This is a genomic window from Colwellia sp. D2M02 (genome assembly GCF_018860755.1).
Lineage (GTDB): Bacteria > Pseudomonadota > Gammaproteobacteria > Enterobacterales > Alteromonadaceae > Colwellia > Colwellia asteriadis.
The window spans coordinates 1,454-26,801 of sequence record NZ_JAHKPW010000010.1 but is presented as its reverse complement, the minus strand read 5'-3'; the positions used below and the strand labels follow the sequence as shown (position 1 = coordinate 26,801).

At 37.6% G+C, this 25,348-nt stretch carries 22 protein-coding genes and 1 tRNA gene; 10 read left to right on the top strand and 13 right to left on the bottom strand.

The features are described 5' to 3' along the window. Position 1: 1 nt before the first annotated feature. Positions 2 to 1,753 (bottom strand): ATP-binding protein, encoded by a 1,752-nt coding sequence (locus tag KO495_RS01005; protein ID WP_215978535.1) that lies wholly within the window; start codon positions 1,751 to 1,753, stop codon positions 2 to 4. A gap of 308 nt (positions 1,754 to 2,061) precedes the next feature. Here KO495_RS01005 and KO495_RS01000 point away from each other — a divergent pair, with 308 nt between their 5' ends. From KO495_RS01000 to KO495_RS00985, 4 genes are all read left to right on the top strand, one after another. Next, complete coding sequence (locus KO495_RS01000) at positions 2,062 to 3,060, top strand: porin (RefSeq protein ID WP_215978534.1); 999 nt, start codon at positions 2,062 to 2,064, stop codon at positions 3,058 to 3,060. 270 nt (positions 3,061 to 3,330) lie between these two features. Continuing rightward, entirely contained in the window at positions 3,331 to 4,032 is a 702-nt protein-coding gene (gene phoB / locus KO495_RS00995) for a phosphate regulon transcriptional regulator PhoB (protein ID WP_215978533.1), read from the top strand. A gap of 55 nt (positions 4,033 to 4,087) precedes the next feature. Then, the gene (gene phoR, locus KO495_RS00990; protein ID WP_215978532.1) at positions 4,088 to 5,398 is read left to right on the top strand and encodes a phosphate regulon sensor histidine kinase PhoR; all 1,311 of its coding nucleotides are present in this window, start codon (positions 4,088 to 4,090) and stop codon (positions 5,396 to 5,398) included. Positions 5,399 to 5,608: 210 nt separating this feature from the next. Beyond that, a complete protein-coding gene (locus KO495_RS00985; RefSeq protein ID WP_215978531.1) occupies positions 5,609 to 6,589 on the top strand; it encodes a phosphate ABC transporter substrate-binding protein PstS family protein in 981 nt (326 codons plus the stop codon). A 132-nt stretch (positions 6,590 to 6,721) separates the two neighbouring features. Here KO495_RS00985 and KO495_RS00980 read toward each other — a convergent pair whose 3' ends face one another. From KO495_RS00980 to tkt, 8 genes are all read right to left on the bottom strand, one after another. Further along, the gene (locus KO495_RS00980; RefSeq protein WP_215978530.1) at positions 6,722 to 7,219 is read right to left on the bottom strand and encodes an ACT domain-containing protein; all 498 of its coding nucleotides are present in this window, start codon (positions 7,217 to 7,219) and stop codon (positions 6,722 to 6,724) included. Positions 7,220 to 7,274: 55 nt separating this feature from the next. Then, entirely contained in the window at positions 7,275 to 7,643 is a 369-nt protein-coding gene (locus KO495_RS00975; RefSeq protein WP_215978529.1) for a PilZ domain-containing protein, read from the bottom strand. Positions 7,644 to 7,767: 124 nt separating this feature from the next. Next, entirely contained in the window at positions 7,768 to 9,450 is a 1,683-nt protein-coding gene (ettA, locus tag KO495_RS00970) for an energy-dependent translational throttle protein EttA (protein WP_215978528.1), read from the bottom strand. A gap of 135 nt (positions 9,451 to 9,585) precedes the next feature. Beyond that, complete coding sequence (locus KO495_RS00965; protein ID WP_215978527.1) at positions 9,586 to 10,479, bottom strand: DUF481 domain-containing protein; 894 nt, start codon at positions 10,477 to 10,479, stop codon at positions 9,586 to 9,588. Positions 10,480 to 10,759: 280 nt separating this feature from the next. Further along, positions 10,760 to 11,830, bottom strand: a complete 1,071-nt coding sequence (fba, locus tag KO495_RS00960) for a class II fructose-bisphosphate aldolase (protein WP_215978526.1) — start codon at positions 11,828 to 11,830, stop codon at positions 10,760 to 10,762. Positions 11,831 to 12,336: 506 nt separating this feature from the next. After that, entirely contained in the window at positions 12,337 to 13,515 is a 1,179-nt protein-coding gene (locus KO495_RS00955; RefSeq protein ID WP_215978525.1) for a phosphoglycerate kinase, read from the bottom strand. 93 nt (positions 13,516 to 13,608) lie between these two features. Then, a complete protein-coding gene (gene epd / locus KO495_RS00950; RefSeq protein WP_215978524.1) occupies positions 13,609 to 14,646 on the bottom strand; it encodes an erythrose-4-phosphate dehydrogenase in 1,038 nt (345 codons plus the stop codon). A gap of 125 nt (positions 14,647 to 14,771) precedes the next feature. Next, positions 14,772 to 16,760 (bottom strand): transketolase, encoded by a 1,989-nt coding sequence (gene tkt, locus KO495_RS00945; RefSeq protein ID WP_215978523.1) that lies wholly within the window; start codon positions 16,758 to 16,760, stop codon positions 14,772 to 14,774. Between the two features lie 170 nt (positions 16,761 to 16,930). On the opposite strand from tkt, the gene KO495_RS00940 reads away from it, so the two are divergent. The 3 genes from KO495_RS00940 (at position 16,931) to KO495_RS00930 (ending at position 19,855) form a co-directional block, all read left to right on the top strand. After that, a complete protein-coding gene (locus KO495_RS00940; protein ID WP_215978522.1) occupies positions 16,931 to 19,312 on the top strand; it encodes a CHASE domain-containing protein in 2,382 nt (793 codons plus the stop codon). A 190-nt stretch (positions 19,313 to 19,502) separates the two neighbouring features. Beyond that, positions 19,503 to 19,640 (top strand): hypothetical protein, encoded by a 138-nt coding sequence (locus tag KO495_RS00935; protein WP_215978521.1) that lies wholly within the window; start codon positions 19,503 to 19,505, stop codon positions 19,638 to 19,640. A gap of 138 nt (positions 19,641 to 19,778) precedes the next feature. Then, positions 19,779 to 19,855, top strand: a tRNA-Arg gene (locus KO495_RS00930). A gap of 34 nt (positions 19,856 to 19,889) precedes the next feature. Here KO495_RS00930 and KO495_RS00925 read toward each other — a convergent pair. Beyond that, positions 19,890 to 21,074, bottom strand: a complete 1,185-nt coding sequence (locus KO495_RS00925; protein ID WP_215978520.1) for a flagellar assembly protein T N-terminal domain-containing protein — start codon at positions 21,072 to 21,074, stop codon at positions 19,890 to 19,892. A 196-nt stretch (positions 21,075 to 21,270) separates the two neighbouring features. Between KO495_RS00925 and KO495_RS00920 the strand changes: the two genes are divergently transcribed. Together KO495_RS00920 and KO495_RS00915 are read left to right on the top strand one after the other, a co-directional pair. Continuing rightward, positions 21,271 to 21,915, top strand: coding sequence for a FlgO family outer membrane protein (locus tag KO495_RS00920; RefSeq protein ID WP_215978519.1), 645 nt, complete (start codon positions 21,271 to 21,273; stop codon positions 21,913 to 21,915). Positions 21,916 to 21,989: 74 nt separating this feature from the next. Then, a complete protein-coding gene (locus tag KO495_RS00915) occupies positions 21,990 to 22,460 on the top strand; it encodes an LPP20 family lipoprotein (protein WP_215978518.1) in 471 nt (156 codons plus the stop codon). A 60-nt stretch (positions 22,461 to 22,520) separates the two neighbouring features. Here KO495_RS00915 and flgN read toward each other — a convergent pair whose 3' ends face one another. From flgN to flgA, 3 genes are all read right to left on the bottom strand, one after another. Continuing rightward, positions 22,521 to 22,943, bottom strand: a complete 423-nt coding sequence (flgN, locus tag KO495_RS00910; protein ID WP_215978517.1) for a flagellar export chaperone FlgN — start codon at positions 22,941 to 22,943, stop codon at positions 22,521 to 22,523. 67 nt (positions 22,944 to 23,010) lie between these two features. Further along, the gene (gene flgM, locus KO495_RS00905; protein ID WP_215978516.1) at positions 23,011 to 23,319 is read right to left on the bottom strand and encodes a flagellar biosynthesis anti-sigma factor FlgM; all 309 of its coding nucleotides are present in this window, start codon (positions 23,317 to 23,319) and stop codon (positions 23,011 to 23,013) included. Between the two features lie 85 nt (positions 23,320 to 23,404). Beyond that, complete coding sequence (gene flgA / locus KO495_RS00900) at positions 23,405 to 24,088, bottom strand: flagellar basal body P-ring formation chaperone FlgA (RefSeq protein ID WP_252738740.1); 684 nt, start codon at positions 24,086 to 24,088, stop codon at positions 23,405 to 23,407. A 252-nt stretch (positions 24,089 to 24,340) separates the two neighbouring features. Here flgA and KO495_RS00895 point away from each other — a divergent pair, with 252 nt between their 5' ends. Then, positions 24,341 to 25,270, top strand: coding sequence for a chemotaxis protein (locus KO495_RS00895; RefSeq protein WP_215978514.1), 930 nt, complete (start codon positions 24,341 to 24,343; stop codon positions 25,268 to 25,270). Positions 25,271 to 25,348: the final 78 nt, after the last annotated feature.

Below are 25,348 nucleotides of genomic sequence, written 5' to 3'. Positions count from 1 at the left end.
ATTACGAGTAGCGCATATCAGGTAATTCAATATGATAATGTAATCCGCCGCTGGTTAGGTTTTTAGCCGTTATAGTGCCATTAAGTGTATTAAGAACAAGATTTTTAATAATATGAGTACCTAAACCTGTACCACCTGACTCTGCTTTAGTTGTGTAAAATGCATCAAATAGTTGCGGTAATTTTTCTTCGGGTACTCCACAGCCATTGTCTTGGTAATCAATAGAGAGTCGTTGTTCATTTAAATTAACCGCGATAACTATTTTTCCATGCTCAATATGCTCTAGACCATGAAGTATTGAGTTCATTATTAAGTTAATAATGATTTGTGCTATTGCACCAGGGTGGCTATATAATTCTATAGACTTGTCGCACTGTATATCAATGGTGTGCTGAGTTTTCTTTAGTTTAGGGTGTATGGATTGAATTATTTCATCAATATACTTTGCCATATTAACCAGTCTAACTTTATCGTTGGCTTGATCAACGGCAACTTGCTTAAAGCTGGCAATGAGGTCTGAGGCTCGATGTAAGTTACCTAATAATAGCTCAGTGCTATTATTCGCCTGCTCAATAAAGCCTTCAATTGAACGTTTTGATATAGTTTTTGCCTGAGTTTCTTTTTCTAGCTTATGTATCAAATCTAATAAGCAGCTTGCCGAGGTAATACTTACGCCGATAGGCGTGTTAATTTCATGTGATACTTCAGCGCTTAATAACCCTAGCGATGCCATTTTTTCAGACTCAAGTAGCCGATCCTGTGCTTTACTTAGCTCTGTAATTGAGTTTTTTAACTCATTGTTAGTTAACATTAAGGTACTTTCGGTTTTACTACGGCGTGTATTTTCAGCTTGTAGTTGCTCTTGCTGTTGAAACATTTCTTTTTGTTGCCGTTCCATTTTCAGCATCATACTACTTAATGATGAGGTCTTTTTAGCGACTTCTTGCTCTAGCAACAAATTTTGTTCATCAAGTTTATCATTAGCGGTATTGGTTTCACGTTGTGATAGAGCAAGTTTATCTTTAAAGTCGATTAATTCATCAATAAGGTTGTTATAAGCATCTTCAAGAATATTTAACTCGTTTTTTTCATAATTCATTGTATGTAGCTTTGATACTTCAGGGTCGTTAATATCAAGTTGCTTTATTTGTTCTGTAAGCTCTTGCAAAGGTTCAGTTAAAAATTTATTGAATGCTAATAAAAATAAAAAAACGAGAAAGGCTGTTTTAAGCATGGCATTACCAATTAAAAAGTAAATACCTACCTCAATACGACTAAAAATAACGTGGTTACTCGATAATAGCGTTACGGTACCAACGGTTGTGGTTCTACCTGAAAATTCAAATATTAAAGGAAATGAATGACCAAATAAACCTTGGCTTAGTGAGTTAATACTTTGATGTTCATTTTTTACTTCGCTATCACCATTTTCAGACGGGGTGTTTTCAGGCAGTATTTCACCTAGCTGAGTAATAATATTATTAGACTCATCGGTAACCGTGATCCCTTTAATCATTGGGATTGCAATTAACCCTTCAGAGATATCAATTGCTTGTTGAGTATTAAGCTCCCAAACCGCGCGAGTTAAGCTACCACTAATGGTTTTTTGTAGTGTTAATAGCTCGCTGTTGATATGGCTTTTTGTATTAAAGTATTCAGCAATAATTTGAATGCCAGTAACGCTGACCGTTAAGACAAAATAGACCGATAAAACTCGGGTTAATAATTTTCTCGAAATGCTAGTTACTTTCATTGAGTTTACTTACTTCTCTGATCTCATTTAAGTTGTACTAATTTTAGCTAGTTTTCATTAATAATGCGCGAAAATAAAAACAATGGTCTAAAATTCTTTAAGTAACCACTGTACTTGATCCAAATGTTATTGAAAACATATTGATAGCGATAATTTATGTCTCTATTTTTAGATGTGCAATAAGATTAATTAATGCCGTGTCATATTACTGTAATGAAACAGTCATAAAATCATTATTAATTAGTCATCTTTACTTAATATTTGATGAGTCAACAAGTAAAATAGTTAGTATAATTAAGGTATAGCGTATGAAATTATTAAAAAAGTATATGGTATTAGCGATGAGCTCAGCTCTCTCTCTTTCGGCAATTGCAGCTGAAAAAGAACAAGAAGAAGAGATCATTGATTTTTACGGTAAGTTAAATATTTCTATTCAGGCAACAGAAGAAGGTGATGACTCTTTTAATGAAATGAAAAGTAATGCCTCGCGAGTTGGTGTAAAGGGGCAGTACACATTAGATCACGGCCTAACCGCTATTTATCTATTAGAATGGCAAGTGAATGTTAATGATGATGATAAAGATACCTTAACGGCAAGAAACCAATGGGTTGGTATTAGAGGGAACTTTGGTGAGTTAACCGTAGGTCGTTCTGATACCGCGTTGAAAGTGTCACAAGGTAAGTTTGATTTATTCAATGACTATGAGGGGGACTTAAAGCATTTGTTTATTGGTGAAAATAGAGTATCCGATGCAATTACTTATAAGTCACCCGTTTTTAGTAAGCTGCAGTTTTTAACGAGTTATATTATTTCAGATGATCGTGATGCTGATGACCCTTATTCAGTTGGTGTTTTTTTTGGTGATCTTAACTTGAAAAAAGATGATTTCTTTTTATCAATTGCCCACGATGAAAATATGCCCGTTGGCTTTAAACGTACAGATGGTACAAAGTCAACAGAGGCATTAGCGAATACGCGTATTACAGGTATGTATCAATTGGGCGATATGCGCTTTGGTGCTATGTTTGTTGATAGTGAGGTTGGCTCAACAGGTAAGGCTGAAAACGGTTATGCCGTGAATGCCTCGTACAAATTAGGTAAAGTTCTGGCGAAAGTAGAGTATCAGGAATTTGCTGGCGCAGACTCTATTAGTGTGGGAGCAGATTATAAACTAGGTAAAAATACTAAAATTTATGCTTGGTACACAGATAGGGAAGGGAACAATTACCTTGCCGATGATGGCTTTACTTATGTACTGGCGGAGGAAGGAACATATTTCGCAATAGGAATGGAACAAAAGTTTTAATGATACTGATGTAAGTATGAGATCTTTGTTTATTTGAATCGTTAATAACATTGTTATTAACGATTTTTATATTTTACGGGCGAGTAGAAATTTAATTTTTGCTAGAAAGCATAAAGTTTTACTTTTGTCATAAAAGTGTCATCTAGTTTTTGCACAATGTTATTACTAAGCTACTACCAAGTTATTATGTTAACGGGTTAGACCAGTTATACTAAACATATTAAAGTATAGCCAACTTACTCGTACGGTAATATTTATCAGGATGTGTATATGAGTCGTCAAATTTTAGTTGTGGAAGATGAAACCCCGATCAGGGAAATGATCACTTTTGTGCTTGAACAAAATGGTTTTAATGCGATTGAGGCGTGTGACATTGACCAAGCCTTACAGAAAGTAAATGAGCCCTACCCAGATCTAATTTTACTCGATTGGATGCTGCCAGGGGGGACAGGCGTAAAATTAGCTAAAAAATTAAAACAAAGTGAGTACACCCGTAATATTCCTATTATTATGTTGACCGCGCGAGCAGATGAAGATGATAAAGTTGCAGGGTTTGAAGCGGGAATTGACGATTATATTACTAAGCCTTTTTCACCGAAAGAGCTTATTGCGCGTATTAAAGCGGTAATTCGTCGTGTATCCCCAACCTCATTAGAGGAAGATGTTGAGTTTCATGGTTTGAAGCTAGACCCCGTTGCTCATCGCGTTGCAATTAATGATGAGCATTTAGACTTAGGACCAACTGAATTTCGTTTATTGCACTTCTTTATGACACACACTGAGCGAGTTTATTCCCGTGAACAATTACTTGATAATGTTTGGGGGACTAATGTTTATGTTGAAGATCGTACCGTTGATGTGCATATTAGACGCTTAAGAAAAGCCATTTCAGGTAATGGTCATGAAGACTTTATTCAAACGGTACGTGGTGCTGGTTATCGCTTTTCTGGAAAGCTCACTAAAACAGCGTAGTTGTAATTCACAACGCTGTTTTACTTTCACTCAATAAGATAACCTTTAGGCAACTATGTATTTCCGTTTATCTATGCGTCGTATTGTTTTACGACTAATTTATCTCTTTATTATTAGTGCCGCTCTTGGTTATCTTATTGGGCATACTTTACTGGTAATGCTATTGGCAACTGTCTTTGTATTAACATGGCATTACCATCACCTCTTTAAACTGATTAATTGGCTGTGGCAGTCAAAGGCTATTTCTCCTCCGCAATCTCAAGGGATATGGGGCATTATTTATGACGGCTTATACCGACAAATTAGGCAACAAAGAGCTAAACAAAAACAACAAAATGAAAAAATACGCCGTTTTCGTGATGGTGCTGAAGCATTGCCTGATGCAGCTCTCATGTTGACACAAGAGTTAACTATTGAGTGGGCTAACAAAAAAGCCCAAAGAATTTTGGGAGTTCGTTGGCCAAGCGATTTTGGGCAACGTATTGATAATTTATTACGGGCGCCTGAATTTGCTGATTACTTAAGTAAGGAGTCTTTTGATTCCCCTTGTTTAGTTGTTTCTCCTGTAAATGGTGAAGTGCAATTAGAAATTCGTTTAATGGCTTATGGCAGTGAAAACGTTTTGTTACTTGCTCGAGATATTTCAAATATTCATCGCTTAGAGCAGATGCGTCGTGATTTTGTTGCTAATGTATCACACGAACTGAAAACGCCGCTGACAGTTGTACGTGGTTATGTAGAAATGATCCAGTCATCGGAAGAGGACTTTGACGCACATTGGCAAAAAGCGTTTTCAACCATTGAGGGGCAAGTATCTCGAATGGACCGACTTGTTGAACAGTTGCTTAACTTGTCTAAAGTTGAAAATAATAATGATGATGAGAAGCAGCCAGTTAATATGGCGTATTTAATTAGTACGCTCGTGGATGATGCTAAATGGCTTAATCAAGAAAAGCAGCATAAAATCACGTTAAATATAGCGACTGATGTTGCCGTTATGGGAATCGAAACCGAGCTTAAAAGCGCATGTTCTAATTTATTATCTAACGCTATTGCCTATACGCCTCCTCATGGAGAAATAGCGGTCAGTTGGGAAAAAGAGGGTAATAAAGCGAAATTTTCAGTGAAAGATAATGGCGATGGGATAAAGCCAGAGCACTTAAACCGACTAACAGAGCGCTTTTATCGTATTGATCGATCTCGCTCTCGAGATACCGGTGGCTCAGGTTTAGGCCTTGCGATAGTTAAACATGTTTTACACCATCATCAAGCAGAGTTGGTGATTAATAGTCATTGGGGACAAGGTAGTGAATTTACGATTTTTTTTGATCCTAGTACACTTACCGCTACTAATAAAACCAAGTAACTATATTACCTATTCTTAATGCTGAGCATGCCGTTCAGTATCGTTTTTACTTAAGAGTAACTTAAAGCCAACCAGCACTAAGTTACTCGTCTATTTATTATAAAAACAACATCTCGTCATATTAGTGTCATATTGTTTAAATATAATTGTCACATAAAGTTCTTATAGTGTTGTTAATCAAGACATAGAAAATTCTTATTGGAGATAACCATGGGTTTAAAGAAAATATTTACGGCAATGAATTTGGCAGCAATGACATTAGCAAGTAGCGTAAGTTTATCAGCAGCGGCATTAGATGAAGCTTTACCTGAATATAAAAAAGTAAGCGGTATTTCTGGCAATGTATCATCGGTTGGCTCTGACACATTAGCGAATATGATGACTTTTTGGGCAGAAGACTTTAAACGTATATATCCAAATGTAAATATACAGATTCAAGCGGCTGGATCATCTACTGCGCCACCAGCCTTAACTGAGGCTACATCAAACTTAGGCCCAATGAGTCGTAAAATGAAGTCGCGAGAAATAGAGGCATTTCAAAAGCGTTACGGTTACAAGCCAACTCGCGTCAGAGTTGCCATTGATGCTCTGGCAGTTTTTGTACATAAAGACAATCCATTAGAAGGTTTGTCGATAGCACAAGTTGATGCCATTTTTTCAAATAATCGTAAATGTGGTTTAAATGAGAGTGTTGAACGCTGGGGAGATTTAGATTTAACTGGTGCTTGGGTTGGCAAAGATATTCAATTGTATGGTCGTAACTCAGTATCAGGTACATACGGATATTTTAAAAAGAAAGCACTATGTAAAGGTGACTTTAAAAATAATGTTAATGAACAACCTGGCTCAGCTTCTGTAGTACAGTCTGTTTCGGCATCACTTAACGGTATTGGGTATTCAGGTATTGGTTATAGAACATCAGGCGTAAGAGCACTACCTTTAGCTAAAAAAGGCAGTGAATTTATTGAAGCGACGATGGAGAATGCGGTTTCAGGTAAATACCCATTATCTCGTTACTTATATATTTATGTAAATAAACACCCTAATAAACCATTAGCACCAATGGAAGCTGAGTTTTTGAAGCTGATTTTATCTAAGTCAGGTCAAAAAATAGTTGAAAAAGATGGCTATATTCCTTTGCCTAACTCAGTGGTAGAGAAAGAATTCAAAAAATTAGGGCTAACACTTTAAGCTTAGTAAAGTAAGTTTATTAATAAACTCACTCTACTAAAAATGCCACGTATTAACGTGGCATTTTTGTTGGTAAGTTACTTAAATAATCAGCTAGATTAGTGGAAGCTATTAATAGAGCCATAGGTGAAGCTAACGGCTGATGTCTACCATTAAATCATCTGCAGTATCTTCTAAGGCACTAATTAACGGATCTATATCATGCGCAGCTAAGGCTATTTTTACTTTCGCTTTGAAGATGGCTTGTCCAGTATGGGGAGCGTTATCTTGTGCGCTAACTAATTTTAATAAGTTACCACCGTTATGGTGAATTACTGAAGAGAGCTCTTGAATAATACCAGCTCTATCATTGGCAGTAATATCAAGCACTAAGTTACTTTCAACGGTTGGAATATTAGGCTCTGCAAGCTCAATTTGACATGATAAGCCCGGTATTGTTTTTAACGCTGAGGTTAATGCTTCGCTATATTGCTGCTCTACTGCCACTTCGATAACACCAGCAAAAAAACCAGAGAGGTGATGTAAACTACTGACCTGCCAATTACCATGATTTTCACGGACTATTTTAGATAAAGTATCAACTAGACCGCTTTTATCTGGGCCAATACAAGAAATGATAAGGTGATTCATTCAGTGTCCTTAATTATTTGAGAGTATATTTTTTGATAAGTGATTGTCTGATAAGTTAATTGTCAGGTAAACGTGATAATTGGCTTAGCTCTCTACTCAGTTGTTCATCATTACCTAAATTGAGCTCTACTAAGCGTCTTAAGTGCGTGACGCTGTCAATATCGATAGCGTTGCAACGTATGCCTGTTTCGTGTTCATGCTCATGAACAACGGCAATGTGCATGGTTACTTTAGACTCACCATCAGAAAGGAAGAACTCTAAGGTGCCAAGTTTACCTTTTAAAACATCACTTGAGTCTTTAACCGTAACTAATGCGCCATTAAGTGATATATCATGAAGCGCTACTTCATAAACCCTGTCTTCAATGTGTAGCGCTGCTTTGATCGAAAATAATATTCGTGTAAATTGTCGTCTATTTTCCATTGAAACCAATACATACTAAGGAAGTGTGTATTTAGCATAGCTGGCTTTTATTAAAAAGTAAAAATTAAAAAGGCAGGTAAAATAATGATTTTACCTGCCTTTTTATCGGTTTTATTGAGCTATATTATGCGCTGATTTTTTTATACTTTATTCTGTGCGGTTCAGTTGCTGCAGGGCCTAATGTTTTCTTTAACCATGCTTCATAATCGGTAAAGTTACCTTCATAGAAGTTAATTTTACCTTCATCGCGGTAGTCTAAAATATGTGTGGCGATACGGTCTAAGAACCAACGGTCATGAGAGATAACCATTGCACAACCAGGGAACTCGAGTAATGCTTCTTCAAGTGCACGTAACGTTTCAACATCTAAGTCGTTGGTTGGCTCATCAAGTAATAATAAGTTGCCACCGGTTTGTACAAGTTTTGCTAAATGAACACGGTTACGCTCACCACCTGATAAATCACCAATGATCTTTTGTTGATCGTTACCCTTAAAGTTAAAACGACTCACATAAGCACGACTTGGAATTTCAAAGTTACCAATTTGTAAAATATCGTGGTCTTGAGAGATTTCTTGATAAACAGTTTTGCTATTATCCATGTCATCACGGAACTGATCAACGCTGGCTAACTTTACGGTATCACCTAAAGTTACTTCTCCTGAGTCAGGTTTTTCAGCGCCTGACATCATTTTAAATAAAGTGGATTTACCCGCGCCATTTGGCCCAATAATACCAACAATCGCCCCTTTAGGAATACTAAAACTTAAATCGTCGATAAGCACTCTATCGCCGAAAGATTTAGTTAGATTTTTAACATCTAAAACTTTATCACCTAAACGTGGGCCAGGTGGAATATAAAGTTCATTAGTTTCGTTACGTTTTTGATGATCTTGACTATTAAGTTCTTCAAAACGATCCATACGCGCTTTACTTTTAGATTGACGAGCTTTTGGGTTTGAACGTACCCACTCAAGCTCTTGCTTAATGGTTTTTTGTAGAGCACTCTCTGCTTTGCTTTCTTGCTCTAAGCGAGCATCTTTTTGCTCAAGCCATGATGAGTAGTTACCTTCCCATGGAATACCATGGCCACGGTCAAGCTCTAAAATCCAACCCGCAACATTATCTAAGAAATATCTATCATGGGTAATGGCTACCACAGTTCCAGAATAGTCGTGTAAGAAACGCTCTAACCAAGCAACAGACTCTGCATCTAAGTGGTTGGTTGGCTCATCAAGTAATAGCATGTCGGGTTTTTGCAGTAATAAGCGACAAAGTGCAACACGGCGACGCTCACCACCACTAAGTACCTTTACTTGCTGTTCCCAAGGCGGTAAACGTAATGCGTCTGCAGCACGCTCTAATACGTTGTCAATATTATGGCCATCTTGAGTATTAATAATGTCTTCAAGCTCACCTTGTTCTTTTGCTAAAGCGTCAAAGTCAGCGCCTTCAGCTGCATACTCGTTATACACTTCATCAAGGCGTTTTAAGGCATTTTTTACCGTAGCAACGGCTTCTTCGACAATTTCACGAACTGTTTTTTCTTCGTCTAAAACCGGCTCTTGAGGTAAATAACCAATGTTAGTACCGCTTAGTGCTTTAGCTTCACCTTCAAAATCGGTGTCAACACCAGCCATAATGCGAAGTAGGGTAGATTTACCTGAGCCATTTAAGCCTAAAACACCGATTTTAGCGCCAGGGAAAAATGATAACGAAATGTCTTTTAAAATAGTACGTTTAGGAGGCACCACTTTACTAACGCGGTGCATCGACATTATGAATTTGTCTGGTAGTGGCTGAGCCATAAAAAACCTTTTACTTATCTAAGTTATTGTTGCGCTCATTTTAGATTAGTTAAGGTGATATAAGCAAATTGATTTGTTGTAAGTTGTAAGAAGATTAACAACCGTTAGCTAATTATTTACTGATGTGGTTATTGCTTAAAAGCTATAAACCAAAACGGCTGCGGTTTGTGTGTCAGTATTTTCTTTTTCGTCATCAACTTTTGAGTTGTAATCAATAATAAAACTAAGCTTTATTTGTAATGAGTCGATGAGTTTACTGGTGATTGAAGTTTCGGTTTTATATAAACTATTTTCACCTTTTTCAATAGCATGTTTTGCGATAACTAATTGCTTAAACTCAATATGCTCATTAATCTTTCTAATATACAGGGCTTGTGCTTGTAACATTAAGGTATCACGCGTTTCACTATGTAAACCATTATCAAGCTCTTCTTGACTAATTCTTGTGACATCTCGTTTAAAGCCTGGGCCTATATCGGCATCTAAGCTTGCTTTACTGGTTTCAAACCAACGTCGCCCCCAGCCTGTTGATAATGACGCCTGTGATTTAAAACTAGAAAAGCGATTATCTTCATAAGATAAGTTACCGTAAAGGTAGTTGCGTTTTGCGGTATTGATAGTGTAGTTAGTTTGCGTGACTATGCTCCACTTGTTGTCGGTAGTTTCAAAGTTTTTATCCCCTTCGCTGTCGGTGCTTTCTGTTTTCTTTATTAATGAGTCAAATGAGACCAAGCTACGCCATAAGTTTTTTTCAAAACGAAAATCAACACCGGCTTTCATATCGGCGCTGCGAGTATTGCCCGTTAAATAGAGAAAGCCTAGTTGCGCAGATGCGGAGAAAATAGGAGCGACTTTGACCGGCTGTTGTTGTGCTTTTTCTAAACTTGATAAAATGTCTGCCGTTGTTGCAATACTTGCATGATTACTTTTTATGGCCTTCGATGACTTAGAATAACCTTTAGCGGCAATAGGTGTAGAAAGTAAGCTAATGAAGGTGAGTGATATTAGTGGTAATGCAATACGGAACATAAGACTTCTAATTAGTGTTTTTATGGTTTTAATAAGTGGCTATTTTAAGCGTGGAGTTAAACGGTTAATTTTTAAGTATACCTAAGAGGCATTTAACAGCGCAATGGCACGTAATGATAAAAGTGATTAATTTCGATGAAGTACAATAATATTACGTTGTAGTGTTAAATAATAACATTTTCTTAACAATTTTGAGGGAGTAGTGTTGAGTTAGCTAAAGATAAAATAAAGGCAACTCGTTAAGCTGCCTTTATTTTTTATTTCTTTCTTTAATAAGAAACTAAAAGCCTTTAATCAGTGGCTTTAATTTTCCTTGCTGGTAAAGATCAAACATACTGTCTAAGTTGATAGGTTTAATTTTACTTGCATGACCCACGGTATTGAAAGCTTCATAACGCGCTTTACAAATATCATACATAGCATTGGTTGATACTTGTAAGAATTTTCTCGGATCAAATTCGCTAGGGTTTTGTGCTAAAAATTGTCGTATAGCGCCTGTCGCTGCTAAGCGTAAATCAGTATCTATATTAACTTTACGAACGCCATTTTTAATGCCCTGTTGGATTTGCTCAACCGGTACACCATAGGTTTCAGGTATTTCACCGCCAAACTCATTAATGATAGCAAGCCACTCTTGTGGAACAGAAGAAGAGCCATGCATAACTAAGTGAGTTTGCGGAATACGCTGATGAATTGCTTTAATGCGATCAATCGCTAAAATGTCATCGGTAGGTGGGCGAGTAAATTTGTACGCGCCATGTGATGTACCACAAGCAATAGCTAAGGCATCTACTTGTGTTTTATTAACAAAGTCAGCAGCTTCTTCAGGGTTAGTAAGCATTTGCTCTTTAGTTAATACACCCTCAGCGCCAACGCCATCTTCTTCGCCGGCTAAACCTGTTTCAAGTGATCCTAAGCAGCCTAATTCACCCTCTACTGAAACGCCACAAGCGTGAGCCATTTCAACAGTACGACGCGTTACTTCAACGTTATAGTCGTAACTACTTGGTGTTTTGCCATCTTCCATTAATGAACCATCCATCATTACTGATGAAAAGCCTAGTTGGATTGAGCGTTGGCATACGCTAGGAGAAGTGCCGTGATCTTGGTGCATTACTACCGGGATATGTGGAAACTCTTCAATAGCCGCTAAAATTAAATGACGTAAAAAAGGAGCACCAGCGTATTTTCGTGCGCCAGCTGAGGCTTGTAAAATTACTGGGCTATCAGTATCACTTGCGGCAAGCATTATCGCACGTACTTGCTCTAAGTTATTTACATTAAATGCTGGAATGCCATATTCATACTCTGCTGCATGATCTAGCATTTGACGCATTGAAATTAAAGCCATTGAGATACTCCTAAGTATTTTGAGGTGGTCATTTTTGATGGTGGTGTTGAAAGTTTTTATTTGTACGGTCAAAATTATATCAGAATACGAATATTTCTGTCAGCGCTATTTTTCATAAATTTGCATTTTAAACGACTCCGTCACTATTGAGTTGTTTTTTGTTCGAAACTTACAATAAATACAAACAAATATCCTGCTCTTTGGTTTTTTTACTGTTTTATTTGTGAAAGTTAACAACATAAGTCGGTTTGTTGTTTTGAAATGTTTTAGTTGCTATTTTAAGGGTAGACTAGGTTTGGAGAGTAAGCGTAGATTATTAGGTTAATATATTGAACGGTAGGTACTATTTTTCTCTAGCTAATAGCTATAACTCTTGGCGCTATGATCTTCGTAGGCATAATAAATCACCTATAAAAAAGCGAGCTTATAAGCTCGCTTTACTAAATTTAGCACCAAAGCTTTGCAAGATAAGAGCTCGCATGAAGTACTATTGGTTTACTGCATTGTTATTTAGCGCTGGCGCGTTGCTCTAAAATTTCAACAGCAGGTAGCTTTTTACCCTCTAAAAACTCTAAGAAAGCACCGCCGCCTGTTGAAATATAAGAAACTTTATCAGCAATATCATACTTATCAACAGCCGCTAAAGTGTCACCGCCACCAGCGACAGAAAAGGCGCTGCTTTGTGCGATAGCGTGTGAGATAGTTTCGGTGCCTTTAGCAAATGCATCAATTTCAAAAACCCCTACAGGGCCGTTCCATAAAATAGTGCCTGCACCCTTAATGATCTCAGCAACTTTAGCCGCTGTTTCTGGACCGTAGTCAATAATGTCATCTTGTGCGTCAACCTCTGATGCTTTTTTAATTGTTGTGGCTGAATCATGTTTCCAGTCACTAAAGCCATCGCGGGTGACCGTAACATCACTAGCAAAAATCACATTAGTTTGCGCGCATAAACGTTGTGCTTCAGGAATTAAGTCGGCTTCAAATAAAGAGTTGCCTACTTCGTTACCTGCTGCGGCAACAAAAGTATTTGAAATACCGCCGCCAACAACAATGGTATCTGCTATTTTAGATAATGAATCTAGGACGGTAAGTTTAGTTGATACTTTTGAGCCACCCACAATCGCAACTAATGGGCGTGCTGGGCTTTCAATAGCTTTTGCTAGTGCGTCAAGCTCTGCTGTTAATAATGGACCAGCACAGGCTGTTGGGGCATATTTTGCTACGCCATGAGTACTTGCTTGTGCGCGATGTGCGGTGCCAAAAGCGTCCATAACAAATACATCACATAGTGCCGCTAGTTTTTTAGCTAAACCGTCATCATTTTTCTTTTCACCGACATTAAAACGAACGTTTTCAAAAATAACCAACTCGCCTGCGGCAACGTCAACACCCTCTAAATAGTCGCTTACTAATCTTACTGGGTAGTTAAGTGCTGCACTTAAGTAATCAGCAACAGGTTGTAATGAAAATTCTTTTGCTGGCTCGCCTTCCGTTGGACGCCCTAAGTGTGACATTACCATGACTTTTGCGCCTGCTTCTAAAGCAAGTTTTAGTGTAGGTAAGGCGGCGCGTAAACGTGCATCAGAGGTGATTTTACCGTCAGATACTGGAACATTTAAATCTTCACGAATAAGTACGCGTTGCTCGGCAAGGTTTAACTCAGACATTTTAATAATCGACATTCTTATCTCCAATAGGTTTTGACACTAGTGTATTAAATATATTTTTAGTTTATGGCTTAAAGTTTACTCTTCTAAATTTTTATTCTGGCTATATTATTTGGCATTACCAATAGCGCTGGCGTTAGACATAGCTTGTGCGGTATCTAACATACGGTTGGCAAAGCCCCATTCGTTATCACACCAAATAAGCATTTTGACCAAGCGTTTGTGACTCACTCGTGTTTGATTGCCATCAACAATACAAGAATGAGGGTCGTGATTAAAGTCAACGGATACTAGAGGTTCTTCGGTATAGGCTAATACTCCTGCTAGATCAGTGTTGTTATTACTGGCTGATTGAATAGCCTGATTAATATCATTAATCGTAACGTCGGTATCAACACTAATACTTAAATCCATCGCGGTTACGTTGACCGTTGGTACGCGTACGGCAATCGCTTCAAAACGGCCTTTAAATTTAGGCATAATGCGCTCTATACCTGCGGCAAGTTTTGTATCGACAGGAATAATGGATTGACTTGCGGCACGTGCACGGCGTAAGTCACTATGATAAGCGTCAATAACTTGCTGATCGTGCATTGATGAATGTATGGTGGTAATAGTGCCACTGTTGACACCAAAGGCTTCATCAAGGGCTTTTATTACTGGCACTATACAGTTAGTCGTACATGAGCCATTAGAAACAACCTTATCATTAGCGGTTAATGTGTGGTGATTAACACCAAAAATAATGGTGCTATCAACATCATTAGTACCAGGGTGTGAAAACAATACTTGTTTAGCGCCTTGTGCTAGGTGCTCTTTGCCATCGGCTTGTGTTCCGTATTTACCCGTACAGTCAAGTACAATATCAACTTGATGGGCTTGCCAAGGTAACTCGCTCAGGTTGTCTATATGCGTTAACGCAATATCGTCATTATCTATGGTGAGGGTATTATTGTTTTGAGAAACTTTATGAGCAAAACGGCCATGAGCGGTATCGTATTTTAATAAGTGCGCGATACCTTCTGGCTCGGCAAGTTCATTTATAGCCACTAGGGTAAAAGCGTCAGTTTTATTGCTCTCATAAAGTGCTCTTACAACACTGCGGCCAATGCGGCCAAAGCCATTAATGGCGATTCTTATTGTCATTTAGGGATATTTATACTTAAAACTTAAGAAGGTAATAAAAGGAGAGACTATTACGCCTCTCCTCAGTTAGCTATTGTTGAGCCAAGTTATCATGGCTCAACATATCGCTAGTTTGTTGTTAATGGTTACAGTGCATTCACAGTGTTAACAACATTATCAACAGTAAAGCCAAAATGCTCTAGTAATACATTACCTGGAGCTGACTCACCAAAGGTTGTCATGCCAACTACCGCACCACTTAAGCCAACATATTTAGCCCAAAAATCTACATGGGCAGCTTCAATGGCAACACGTTTAGTTACGGCTGCTGGTAAAACGGCTTCTTTGTACTCTTTTGATTGCAGATCAAACACATTGGTGGAAGGCATAGAAACTACACGTACTTGAGTTCCTTGCTCTGTTAATGCTTTAGCTGAGTCAACTGCTAAGCCTACTTCTGAGCCTGTTGCAATTAAAATAACCTCTGGCGTACCTGAGCAGTCTTGTAAAATATAGCCACCTTTGGCTATTTCACTTAGCTGTGCTTGACTGCGAGTCATCGCAGGTAAACCTTGGCGAGAGAAGATTAACGCTGAAGGTGCTTTTTGGTTTTGCACTGCCGCTTTCCAAGCAACAGCTGACTCTGTTGCATCACACGGACGCCATGTTGTTAAGTTTGGCGTGGTACGTAAGTTAGTTAATTGCTCTATAGGCTGATGTGTAGGACCATCTTCACCTTGACCAATAGAGTCATGGGTATAAACAAAAATATTTTGAATACCCATTAATGCTGACATTCTCACTGCGTTACGTGCATATTCCATGAACATCATGAAAGTTGCGCCGTAGTTAATAAAGCCGCCGTGCAATGAAATACCGTTCATAATACCGCTCATACCAAATTCACGTACGCCGTAGAAAATGTAGTTACCGGCAGGGTCTGTTTCTATACCTTTTGAGCCAGACCATAGTGTTAAGTTTGAGCCAGCTAAATCTGCAGAGCCACCAAGCATTTCAGGTAATACGCTACCAAAGGCTTCAATAGCATTTTGTGACGCTTTACGTGACGCTATGTTTTCAGAAGCAGTATGACATTGTTCAATAAATGCGTTGGCTTTTGCTTCAAACTCTTGTGGTAATTCACCTTTAATAACACGGCGTTCATACTCTGCTGCAAGCTCTGGGTGCGCGGCTTGGTATGCTGAGAACTTTTCAGTCCAGTTAACTTGGCTTGCTTGACCTTTTTCTTTTTGATCCCATTGAGCGTATACGTCACTAGGTACATCAAAAGGTTTATGAGGCCAGTTTAAAAATTCTCGTGTTGCGGCAATCTCATCATCACCTAATGGTGCGCCGTGACAATCGTGAGTACCTGACTTATTTGGTGAGCCAAAACCAATAATTGTTTTACAGCAAATCATGCTTGGCTTATCAGTAACGGCTTGTGCTTGAGCAATGGCGTTGCTGATAGCTTCAGGGTCATGACCGTCAACACTGATCACATGCCAGCCGTATGATTCAAAACGGGCAGGGGTGTTGTCAGTAAACCAACCTTCAACATGGCCATCAATAGAAATGCCGTTGTCATCCCAAAAAGTAATTAACTTGCCTAAGCCTAAAGTACCAGCAAGCGAGCAAACTTCATGTGAAATACCTTCCATTAAACAACCGTCACCTAAGAAGCAATAGGTAAAGTGATCAACAATGTTATGATCTGGGCGGTTAAATTGTGCCGCTAAAGTCTTTTCGGCAATAGCCATACCTACCGCATTAGAAATACCAGCGCCTAAAGGGCCTGTGGTAGTTTCAACACCAGGGGTGTAGCCATATTCAGGGTGACCTGGTGTTTTTGAGTGTAATTGACGGAAGTTTTTTAAATCTTCAATAGATAAGTCGTAGCCAGATAAATGCAATAATGAGTAGATAAGCATAGAGCCGTGACCGTTAGAAAGAATAAATCGATCACGATCAACCCAATTAGGATCAGTTGGGTTATGCTTTAAAAAATCACGCCATAACACTTCGGCGATATCGGCCATACCCATAGGGGCTCCAGGGTGACCAGATTTTGCTTTTTGTACAGCATCCATACTCAAAACACGAATGGCATTTGCCAGTTCTTGACGCGACGACATATTTGCTCCAGATTATATTGTGACACAAGGGCTGATTAAACAGCTTGTTTTTTTGAATAATTGAATAGGCATTTTCGCTTAGCTAAGCGAGCAGCGCAAATTTAATTACGTTATTTTTTATATTATTTACATTGTAATTAAGTATTCGGCGAATATAGTGCTAGTATGGCGTGCCAAACACTTTATTAATCAACCTGCAATCAGCTCAGCAACCTATTATTATGCAGCATAATTTACAGCGTTTTTTTATTGTTTCTCTGCTTTACTTTTGTCTTTGTATTAGCGCAATGTTAATTATTGAACCTTTGTCTATTATTAACTTTATTGCACCTGCTGCGGCATTATTTAGCGGTTTAGTTATTATTTGGGGGAGCATTGCTTTTATTGGTATTTTATGTACCACGCCATTTATTGCAGGTTTTTTCTATTATGGTTTAGAGCTCAATCCCACAGTAGCAATCATGTCTATCGCTTTATTAGCGATAACCTTACAAGGTGTGTTAACTAAACAATTAGCATTTAGATTGGTTTATCAAGCCAAGTGGCTGAAATCAAGGCGTTTACTTTTAATTTTTTTATTACGTATTGGTCCTTTAGCCAGTTTAATTTCAGCAACAGCAGTATTAATTGTTTCAATACTAGATAACCAAACCATACAAGGAACATTTCTATATACCTTTGTTTCTAGTTGGGTTACCAGCATGTTGTTTGCTGTATTTTTTATCCCACTTCTGCTGCTGAGCAAAGAGAAAACACTTTTTAATATTCGTAAACGCTTCTTTGTAACTCTAACTTCTATATTAGGTGCAAGTGCCATTTTTACGTTGTTTATAACCTCGCAAAATGAACAACAAAGCTACCGGCTTGATAAGTTCCTTCAAACTAAGCAAGAAATAACACAAGATATAGTGCAAGAAATTGATAATGTCGTCATGCAGGTTGAAAGTATGTCGGCATTATTTTATGCAAGTGAACATGTTGAGTCAGATGAGTTTATGTTGTTTAGTGAGCGAATATTTTCGCATAGTGATAGTGTTATTGCTTTAAAGTGGGCTCCTTTAGTTCACAGAAACATGAAAACAGAATTCGAGCACCTTGCATCCAAAGAGCTGCAAAAGACCTATAATATTAAGGAAATGCCCGATACGTTGAAAAGTAATGCGCCTTCGTTAAAGTCTATCTACGCGCCGTTACTCTACATTTATCCTAAAAGTGATGCGCAGTTATTAGGGGTTGATGTTTATGGTATGTTTCAAAAGTCACTACTAACGTCTTCACAAGCCTCAGGTATCTTTGCTAGTGAGCCTTCATTAGTAGAGCAAGATAACTTTGCTAAACCTAGTATTTTCTTTAGTACCGCAGTACCTCACCTGACTCCCGTCGCGCTGAACCGTTACGGTAATTCAAAGCCTCAGCCAGCACTTTTGAGTCAAATGCAAGGCTTTGTCGTGGCAGTGGTGCAATTTGAATCTTTTTTTGATTCGTTAACTAAAAAGTACAACCCAAAAATTTCTATTAATATAGAAGATATTAGTGGCAACACACCTTATTTGATATATGGCCAAGGCGTTAGCGGCATTAATCGGCATATCGACTTTAGTGAAATATCAGTACACTCTAGGCAATGGCGAATTAGTATTAGTGAATATAAGCCCTGGCTTATACAAGAAATGAATGCCCATACTTGGTATGTTTTGTTGGGGGGGGCAATAGGAGCATTACTTTTTCAATTATTAGTACTCATTACCGTGGCTTACTCGAGTGAATTAAATCAGCAGGTCGAATTAAAAACTCGTGCGTTGAGGCTTGATAAAAGTAAATTCGAAAAGCGGAGTATCGCTAAAACATACTTTTTAGAGGCGTTTAATGATGAGTTGCGCATGCCACTACAGGTGATTAAAACCTTTGTTGAACAATTGAAACAACGAGGGATTAATAATAAGCAAGTATCGGGTATTTATCATGCCAGTAATACCATTGGACAATTATTGAATACCATGGCTGACCTTTCTGAAATAGAGCTAGGAAAAGTTAGTGTTAAACACGATACGTTTGATTTATATGGTTTATTAAATAGAGAAGAGTTGATACTTAAAGGCGAAAAGCTTAATGAAAATAAAACGATTTATTTTTTAATTGATAGTGAAGTGCCACACTTTATTAATAGCGATGAGTTACGTATTCAAAAATTACTTGGTCTACTGATTAAAAGCGCTCAACAATTGTTCGGTGAAACACCGCTGCGGTTAGCGGTAAAGTTACACCAGCACAAAATGGATAGTGCGACACTCTTTTTTATTTTTTCAAATCAAGGTGATGTTTTTACACCGTATAGCAGAGAACAATTTAATATTGCAACAAGTAAGGACCTTGGCTCTTACAGTACATCAATGGCAATTATCAAAGAAGTTTGTCAATTATTACACGGTAATGTCAATGTTGGCTTTTTAGCTTCAGGTGACGGTGTACTAAGTGCTTCGGTAAAAGTTTCAATAACAACACTAGAGCAACAAAAAGCTCATCAAGCAAAATACTTTGATGAAAATCGGTAGTCAATGCGCTTAACTTAACTTGATTACTTTGATTTTTACGTTAAGTAGTTTAAAGAGTAATGCGGGGAAAGCGGAAGTATTTATAATTTCCTTAGATAATCACTTGAAAAACAGTCATTAATCGTTTAAGTTTTAATCGCTTTGCAAGAAATATAATAATTAAGCAATAAGTATACAATAAAGGTAAATAATGAAGAAGCCATCCTCTCGAGGCTGTAAGCTGTCTTCGGTTATTTTAGCTGTATTGATAATGACCGTGTCAGCGATACTAAGTAATGCTTCAGTAGCAGACAACATGGATGTAGAAATAACGCAATCGAGTAAATAGCGTTTGTATACGCTATCATTGCACAAGGAAATTCAAGCTCCGACTTACCCGTACATGTAGTGTCGGAGCTTTACCTCATAAGTATTCAGTACAATAAGCCTTTATATAAGTGCACTTTTAAGAGAAGACGATACAACTGCTTCATTAACTCAGCAGGATAGAGTGTCTCCCTCCTAAGGAGAAAGTCGCAGGTTCGACTCCTGCATGAAGCGCCAACTCCCTTCTTGTTTTTATGCCCGTGAGGTTATTTTAATACCTGACCGCAAAGTCATTAATTTGAATATTGCCAAATAGGCTGTTATCTGGAGTGTGTGCTATAGCCGTGCCTCGGGTGAGCTGAGTTACTTTTACTTTATAAGGACTTACATTGAAGCCGGAATAGCGTTTTCCCTCATTACTGTTAAAGTCTTTAGCATGTAATAATGTAAATTCATCACCAATTTTCACGCCATGATCTCGGCCTAAGTTAAAAGTAATTTTATTACCATTCACTTGTAATATTTTACCTTTGCTAGGCTCACACATAACATTCTCGTCAATATCTTTGGTGACTTGAGTCAACATATTATTAATCATGGAGCCATATTCACTCTGCCAAAAAATAATGCTATTAACATCAATAGTTTTGCGCTTAGTAAAAGACCAGATTGCCGTATCTTGATAATCTTTCTGCCACACTAAATCGCCACTAAAGCCACTATAAAGATAAAAGCTTAATGATAGGGTTCTAGGATAAATACCTTGCTGCCAAAACTGCCATGAGTTTGTCGCTTGATCTTCAAAAGAAAGATCATTAATTTCGCTAAATAAAATATACTGGCTATCAGTTGAGCCACCTAAAGAGCGTACAAGGTCCTTTATCCGTTCACCTTCTAAACTATTATTTAATCGAGAGAATTCAGTTTTACTGTTAAAAATACTACGACTGTAAGTGAAATTACTATCGGCCGTTAAGTGCTTTTCTAACTTTTTTATAATGGCGGTATCAATAGGATAAATTTTGCCGATATTAGCCTGTTCGCGATTCACTAAGTGACTTTTAGTCAACAGCAATGACTTTTTAAAGTTAACGGCGAAGCACTTTTTTTCTTGTGGAAATATATCGGCACGAATAGTCACGGTAATTAAATTGCCAGAATGTAACTCATCAACAAGTTCAATAGCATTAACACTACCACTCGCACGAATACTTATTTGATCTTGTGTTAAGAGCCCATTAACCACTTGTTGAACGCTCGATACACTAGCCCCAGCAACTAATAGTGCTTTTTTTAACGCATTTTCAACAGCTTTATTACGTGCTACAGCAATGTCATCATCGTCAATCGAGGCGTGACCTTGAGTTTCATACCACTGGCTTGAAGCTGAGGTGCTGGTAAAAGTCAGCGATAATAGAAGGCTTGCTATAATAAAAGAGTAAAACCAATGGCGCATAATGATATATCTCGTCGAGGTTAATTAGTGTAACGCTATTATTTTAAACCATGCATTTATTATGCCTAATAAAATTTGTCGTTATTAAGTTGTCTGTGTTGGCTTGAAATATGCATTTATTTCTATTATTGGTTTTATATTGAATTATTTCTAACGTAATAAGCTATAAATGATTACGTTTTAAAAGGGGAATACAATGAAAAAATGGCTAATACCATTATTTATACCTGCACTGTTTTCATGTGGAGTAACATCGAATGATGATTTTTATCAAAAAAATCATGTCGATAAGGCCGAAATAGATAGCTTTAACTTACCTCGGCACGCCATTAATGATGTGGTTAAGGGCTTGGCTTATCAAATGTTAGAAAGTAGCAGCTTTGTTAATGCTAAAACACCTGTTGCAGTAACTTCCTTTGTTAAACTTGATGATTTAGAAACAACAAATTGGTTAGGGAACCAACTAGCTGAAAGCTTTGTGCATGAGTTACAACGCCATGGCTTAGTAGTGATTGATTTTAAAACCACAGGCCATATTAGAGTCACAAAAGAAGGTGACTACGTCTTTAGTCGCGACTGGAAAGAGTTACCTGAGCGCCAGATAATTGACTACGTGGTTGCTGGTACTATGGTAGAGCAAGAAAACGGTATTTTAGTCAATGCTCGCATGATAGGTATTCAATCTAAAGTGGTTGTTGCTACAGCCCAGTCATTTATCCCACAGTGGGTTTTAGGCGATGAAATGAACCCAAACGAAAAAGTTAAAATGGTCGATGGCATGATTATTCGCAGTGACAATATGCTCATTAATGAGCAACGTGCAGTGAGTATTCAAGAATAACGGTATCTGACTTAATTTCGGGTGCAAGTTAGGGCTATGAAAGTTAAGTAAAATAGAGATAGGAAGTAGTGATAATGAATATTAAACAAGTAACCAGAGCTGTCTTTATCAGTACCACGCTTTTTTTGAGTTTAGCCTGCTCTAGTATTTATGATAAGCATGTACAGTGGCAGTCAGTAAAACCTGAGAGTTTTCCTGTTTTAAATGCGATAGGCTATGCGCCAATTAGTTTGCAGCAGTCATCACATGAGACACAGCGTATGCTAATGGCAATAAAGGCTTCTAAAATTGCGGCTTATGCAGAGTTAGCTGAGCAAGTTTACGGGCAAAAAATTGAAGGGCAAACAACAATGGCTGATTTGTTGATCAATGACAGTCAATTAAAGTCTTCGGTTCAAGGTGTTATTCGCGGAGCTAAAGTAGTTAAAAGTTACCCTGTTGGAGACACATACGCGACCGAGTTACAATTAGACTTTGAAGACGTTTATAAAATATACGAAGCAAATAACCCTCGCCAAGAAGTCAAAGAAGTGTCTTACTTTTAACGACTATTTAGCTTTTTAATATCTTTATCTTGGCCGCAAGATAAAGATATTACTTAAGGCTTAAGCTTTTAAACCAATACTACTTAATCCAGCACTTTTCTTACCTTTACTATCATAAGTAATCGCGCTTTTATTGTGCTTTTCTAATAAGCTTGTTTTCATTCGTTCAACGGCAAGTTGCGATTGTTGAATGATTTGACCATTAACTTGGTTTTGTTGTTGGCAGCGCTCTAACGTTACCGTGATCTCTGCAAGTACAGAGTCTAACTTACCAGCAGCTTTATCTGTGGTGAAATCTGGGTGTTGTACAATGCTTTGATCGAGTGTTTGAATATCGAGGAGAAATTGGTTTTTCTCTTGGCTTACTTGTAATAGCTCATCAGGCTGGTGTTTTTGTAGTATTTCTTTTTCTTTGGCAATAACTTGCTCAAGCAACAGCAACTGCTGATACTGTTGCGCGAGTAATTCTAATAAATTGGGCATATGCAAGCCTATTAATGTTAGCTATATTATTGCGTTTATCATTAAACGTTGACTCGTGAAAATCAAGTTAAATTAGTTCAAACTCAAATTTAGCAATACTTGCAGCAAGCTTTTCTGGATCAACCTTATATTCTCCAGAGCTAATGGCTTTTTTCAACTCATCAATCTTTTTTTGATCAACAGCTGGTCCATCACTCGCTTTTTTCTGTAGCTCATGCAGTTGTTTTGCCTGTGGAGTAATTGAAACTGAATCTTGATTAGGTGATTTCGGTTGAGCATTACTCGTTGCTACCTGCGCAGATTGTTGTTTAACTTGTGCTTGTTTATTTTGGGTAACTTGGTTGTTGTTACTCAAGTTGTTGATATTTATAGCCATAACAGTATCCTTTGGCAATTGTGTGGTAATCGTGTATTTGCTTATACAGGTATTATCGACAAATCAGCAAATAACTTTAGTAAAATTATAGGTTAATTACTACCGTGTTAATAGCTTTAACTGTGGCGGTAATTATTTTATTAGAACGACTATTTCTGACTTGAATTTGCTCTTGGTTATTACCTGAACTTAAAGCCTCACCTCGAGCTTTTATGCTGAAATTTTTACCTGATGCAATAATAGTTACTATATCCCCTTCACAAACTAAACAAATATTGCGAGGGTTAAAGGCTCTTCCTTTAGCAATACGTTTTTCAGCTTTTGCTCCTATAACTAGTGCCTCGTTATTTACGATAGCTCCTCTGATTTTTGTCGCTGAGAGGTAAACCTTTTCAATATGATCTGCTGTGATAACACTACCTTTACCAATTGTTTTTTTGGCGACAATAACAGGGAGGGTAACTTCTACTTTTGCAGGCAAATAAATATTCCAGGGGTTTGAATCATCACAACTTATTTTAACATTTACGTTTCTACCTGAGCTATTTTCAGGTATATTCGCTTCAAGTGGTATTTGGCACGTTTGTACCTTAATTCTAGGATCAATCGAGGCGACGGTGATTGATACTTTCTCGTTATCTTCGGCGGGATAATATGCTTCTAAGGCGCTTTTAGCTAACTCCTCAATATAAGCATGGTCATAGGATGTAGCGAAAGATTTCGCTAAAGCGAATTGCCCAAATAATAAAATGTAGAAAAAAAGTTTCATATAACTCATATATTTTGTTATCTACCTATAGGTAAATGTGAATTGTCGTCTATGCTTAATTTAAGTTATTAGTATGAAAGACAATAAGAACAAGTGTCAATAATCAGACGCTTAATGGCGTTTTTTGTATTATTAACTGTATACTTCAAGAAATATGCCTTTGTGCAGTAATACTGATGATATACATTAATTAAGTTGTTCATGCTTTCTAAGCAATACTAAAAATACAGTGCAGATTTAAATGAGGTTTTTATGGCAGGTATACTAGATTCCGTTAACCAACGAACACAGCTTGTTGGTGAGAATAGACTCGAACTTTTACTTTTTAAACTAATAGGTAGACAGCGTTTTGGTATCAATGTTTTTAAAGTACGTGAAGTCATGCCATGTCCTAGATTAACAATGCTACCTCAGCAAGACTCTTTTATTAAAGGTGTTGCTCATATACGTGGTCAAACTATTTCGGTTATTGATTTAAGTAAATCTACCGGTGGTCCTGCTATTGAGCAAACAGACGAAAGTTTTATTATTATTGCTGAATATAATCGTAGTGTACAAGGTTTCCTTGTAGCGGGGGTTGAACGAATTGTTACTTTAAGTTGGGCTGATGTGATGCCGCCGCCTGAAGGGGCTGGTAAATCAAGTTACTTAACTGCGGTGACTGAAATTGACAATGAAATGGTGTCAATTTTAGATGTAGAGAAAATACTCAACGAGATTAGCCCTGTTTCTACCGATGTCAGTGAAGATATCATTGATACAAGTGTCGGGGAGAGCATTGGTGAAAAGTTAGTGATGATTGCTGATGATTCCACTGTTGCTCGAAATCAAGTTAAGCGAGCTTTAGAGCCTTTGGGTATTAATATGATTTTGGCTAAAAATGGTCGGGATGCGTTAGATCAACTTAAAGCAATAGAAGCAACCTGTGAAAATAGTATTACTGAAAAAGTCGCCTTAATGATCTCTGATATAGAAATGCCTGAAATGGATGGCTATACCTTAACGGCTGAAGTGAAAGGAAATGAACGTATGGCTAAAATGCCCATTATTTTACATACTTCATTAAGTGGTGTTTTTAACAACGCCATGGTTGAGAAAGTAGGGGCTGAAGACTTTATTCCTAAATTTCATCCAGATGAACTTGCTACCGCCGTTAAAAAATGGTTGAAACTTGATAGTTAACCTGAACTCGGTTTAAGAGATATTTAACAAATTGAAATATAATAAAAATTACTTTTCTCAATCTCTAGCTTGATAGTT

Coding starts and splice junctions, on each gene's coding strand:
- KO495_RS01005 (WP_215978535.1), bottom strand. CDS start 1,753: ATGAAAGTAACTAGCATTTCGAGAAAATTATTAACCCGAGTTTTATCG.
- KO495_RS01000 (WP_215978534.1), top strand. CDS start 2,062: ATGAAATTATTAAAAAAGTATATGGTATTAGCGATGAGCTCAGCTCTC.
- phoB (WP_215978533.1), top strand. CDS start 3,331: ATGAGTCGTCAAATTTTAGTTGTGGAAGATGAAACCCCGATCAGGGAA.
- phoR (WP_215978532.1), top strand. CDS start 4,088: ATGTATTTCCGTTTATCTATGCGTCGTATTGTTTTACGACTAATTTAT.
- KO495_RS00985 (WP_215978531.1), top strand. CDS start 5,609: ATGGGTTTAAAGAAAATATTTACGGCAATGAATTTGGCAGCAATGACA.
- KO495_RS00980 (WP_215978530.1), bottom strand. CDS start 7,219: ATGAATCACCTTATCATTTCTTGTATTGGCCCAGATAAAAGCGGTCTA.
- KO495_RS00975 (WP_215978529.1), bottom strand. CDS start 7,643: ATGGAAAATAGACGACAATTTACACGAATATTATTTTCGATCAAAGCA.
- ettA (WP_215978528.1), bottom strand. CDS start 9,450: ATGGCTCAGCCACTACCAGACAAATTCATAATGTCGATGCACCGCGTT.
- KO495_RS00965 (WP_215978527.1), bottom strand. CDS start 10,479: ATGTTCCGTATTGCATTACCACTAATATCACTCACCTTCATTAGCTTA.
- fba (WP_215978526.1), bottom strand. CDS start 11,830: ATGGCTTTAATTTCAATGCGTCAAATGCTAGATCATGCAGCAGAGTAT.
- KO495_RS00955 (WP_215978525.1), bottom strand. CDS start 13,515: ATGTCGATTATTAAAATGTCTGAGTTAAACCTTGCCGAGCAACGCGTA.
- epd (WP_215978524.1), bottom strand. CDS start 14,646: ATGACAATAAGAATCGCCATTAATGGCTTTGGCCGCATTGGCCGCAGT.
- tkt (WP_215978523.1), bottom strand. CDS start 16,760: ATGTCGTCGCGTCAAGAACTGGCAAATGCCATTCGTGTTTTGAGTATG.
- KO495_RS00935 (WP_215978521.1), top strand. CDS start 19,503: ATGAAGAAGCCATCCTCTCGAGGCTGTAAGCTGTCTTCGGTTATTTTA.
- KO495_RS00925 (WP_215978520.1), bottom strand. CDS start 21,074: ATGCGCCATTGGTTTTACTCTTTTATTATAGCAAGCCTTCTATTATCG.
- KO495_RS00920 (WP_215978519.1), top strand. CDS start 21,271: ATGAAAAAATGGCTAATACCATTATTTATACCTGCACTGTTTTCATGT.
- KO495_RS00915 (WP_215978518.1), top strand. CDS start 21,990: ATGAATATTAAACAAGTAACCAGAGCTGTCTTTATCAGTACCACGCTT.
- flgN (WP_215978517.1), bottom strand. CDS start 22,943: ATGCCCAATTTATTAGAATTACTCGCGCAACAGTATCAGCAGTTGCTG.
- flgM (WP_215978516.1), bottom strand. CDS start 23,319: ATGGCTATAAATATCAACAACTTGAGTAACAACAACCAAGTTACCCAA.
- flgA (WP_252738740.1), bottom strand. CDS start 24,088: ATGAAACTTTTTTTCTACATTTTATTATTTGGGCAATTCGCTTTAGCG.
- KO495_RS00895 (WP_215978514.1), top strand. CDS start 24,341: ATGGCAGGTATACTAGATTCCGTTAACCAACGAACACAGCTTGTTGGT.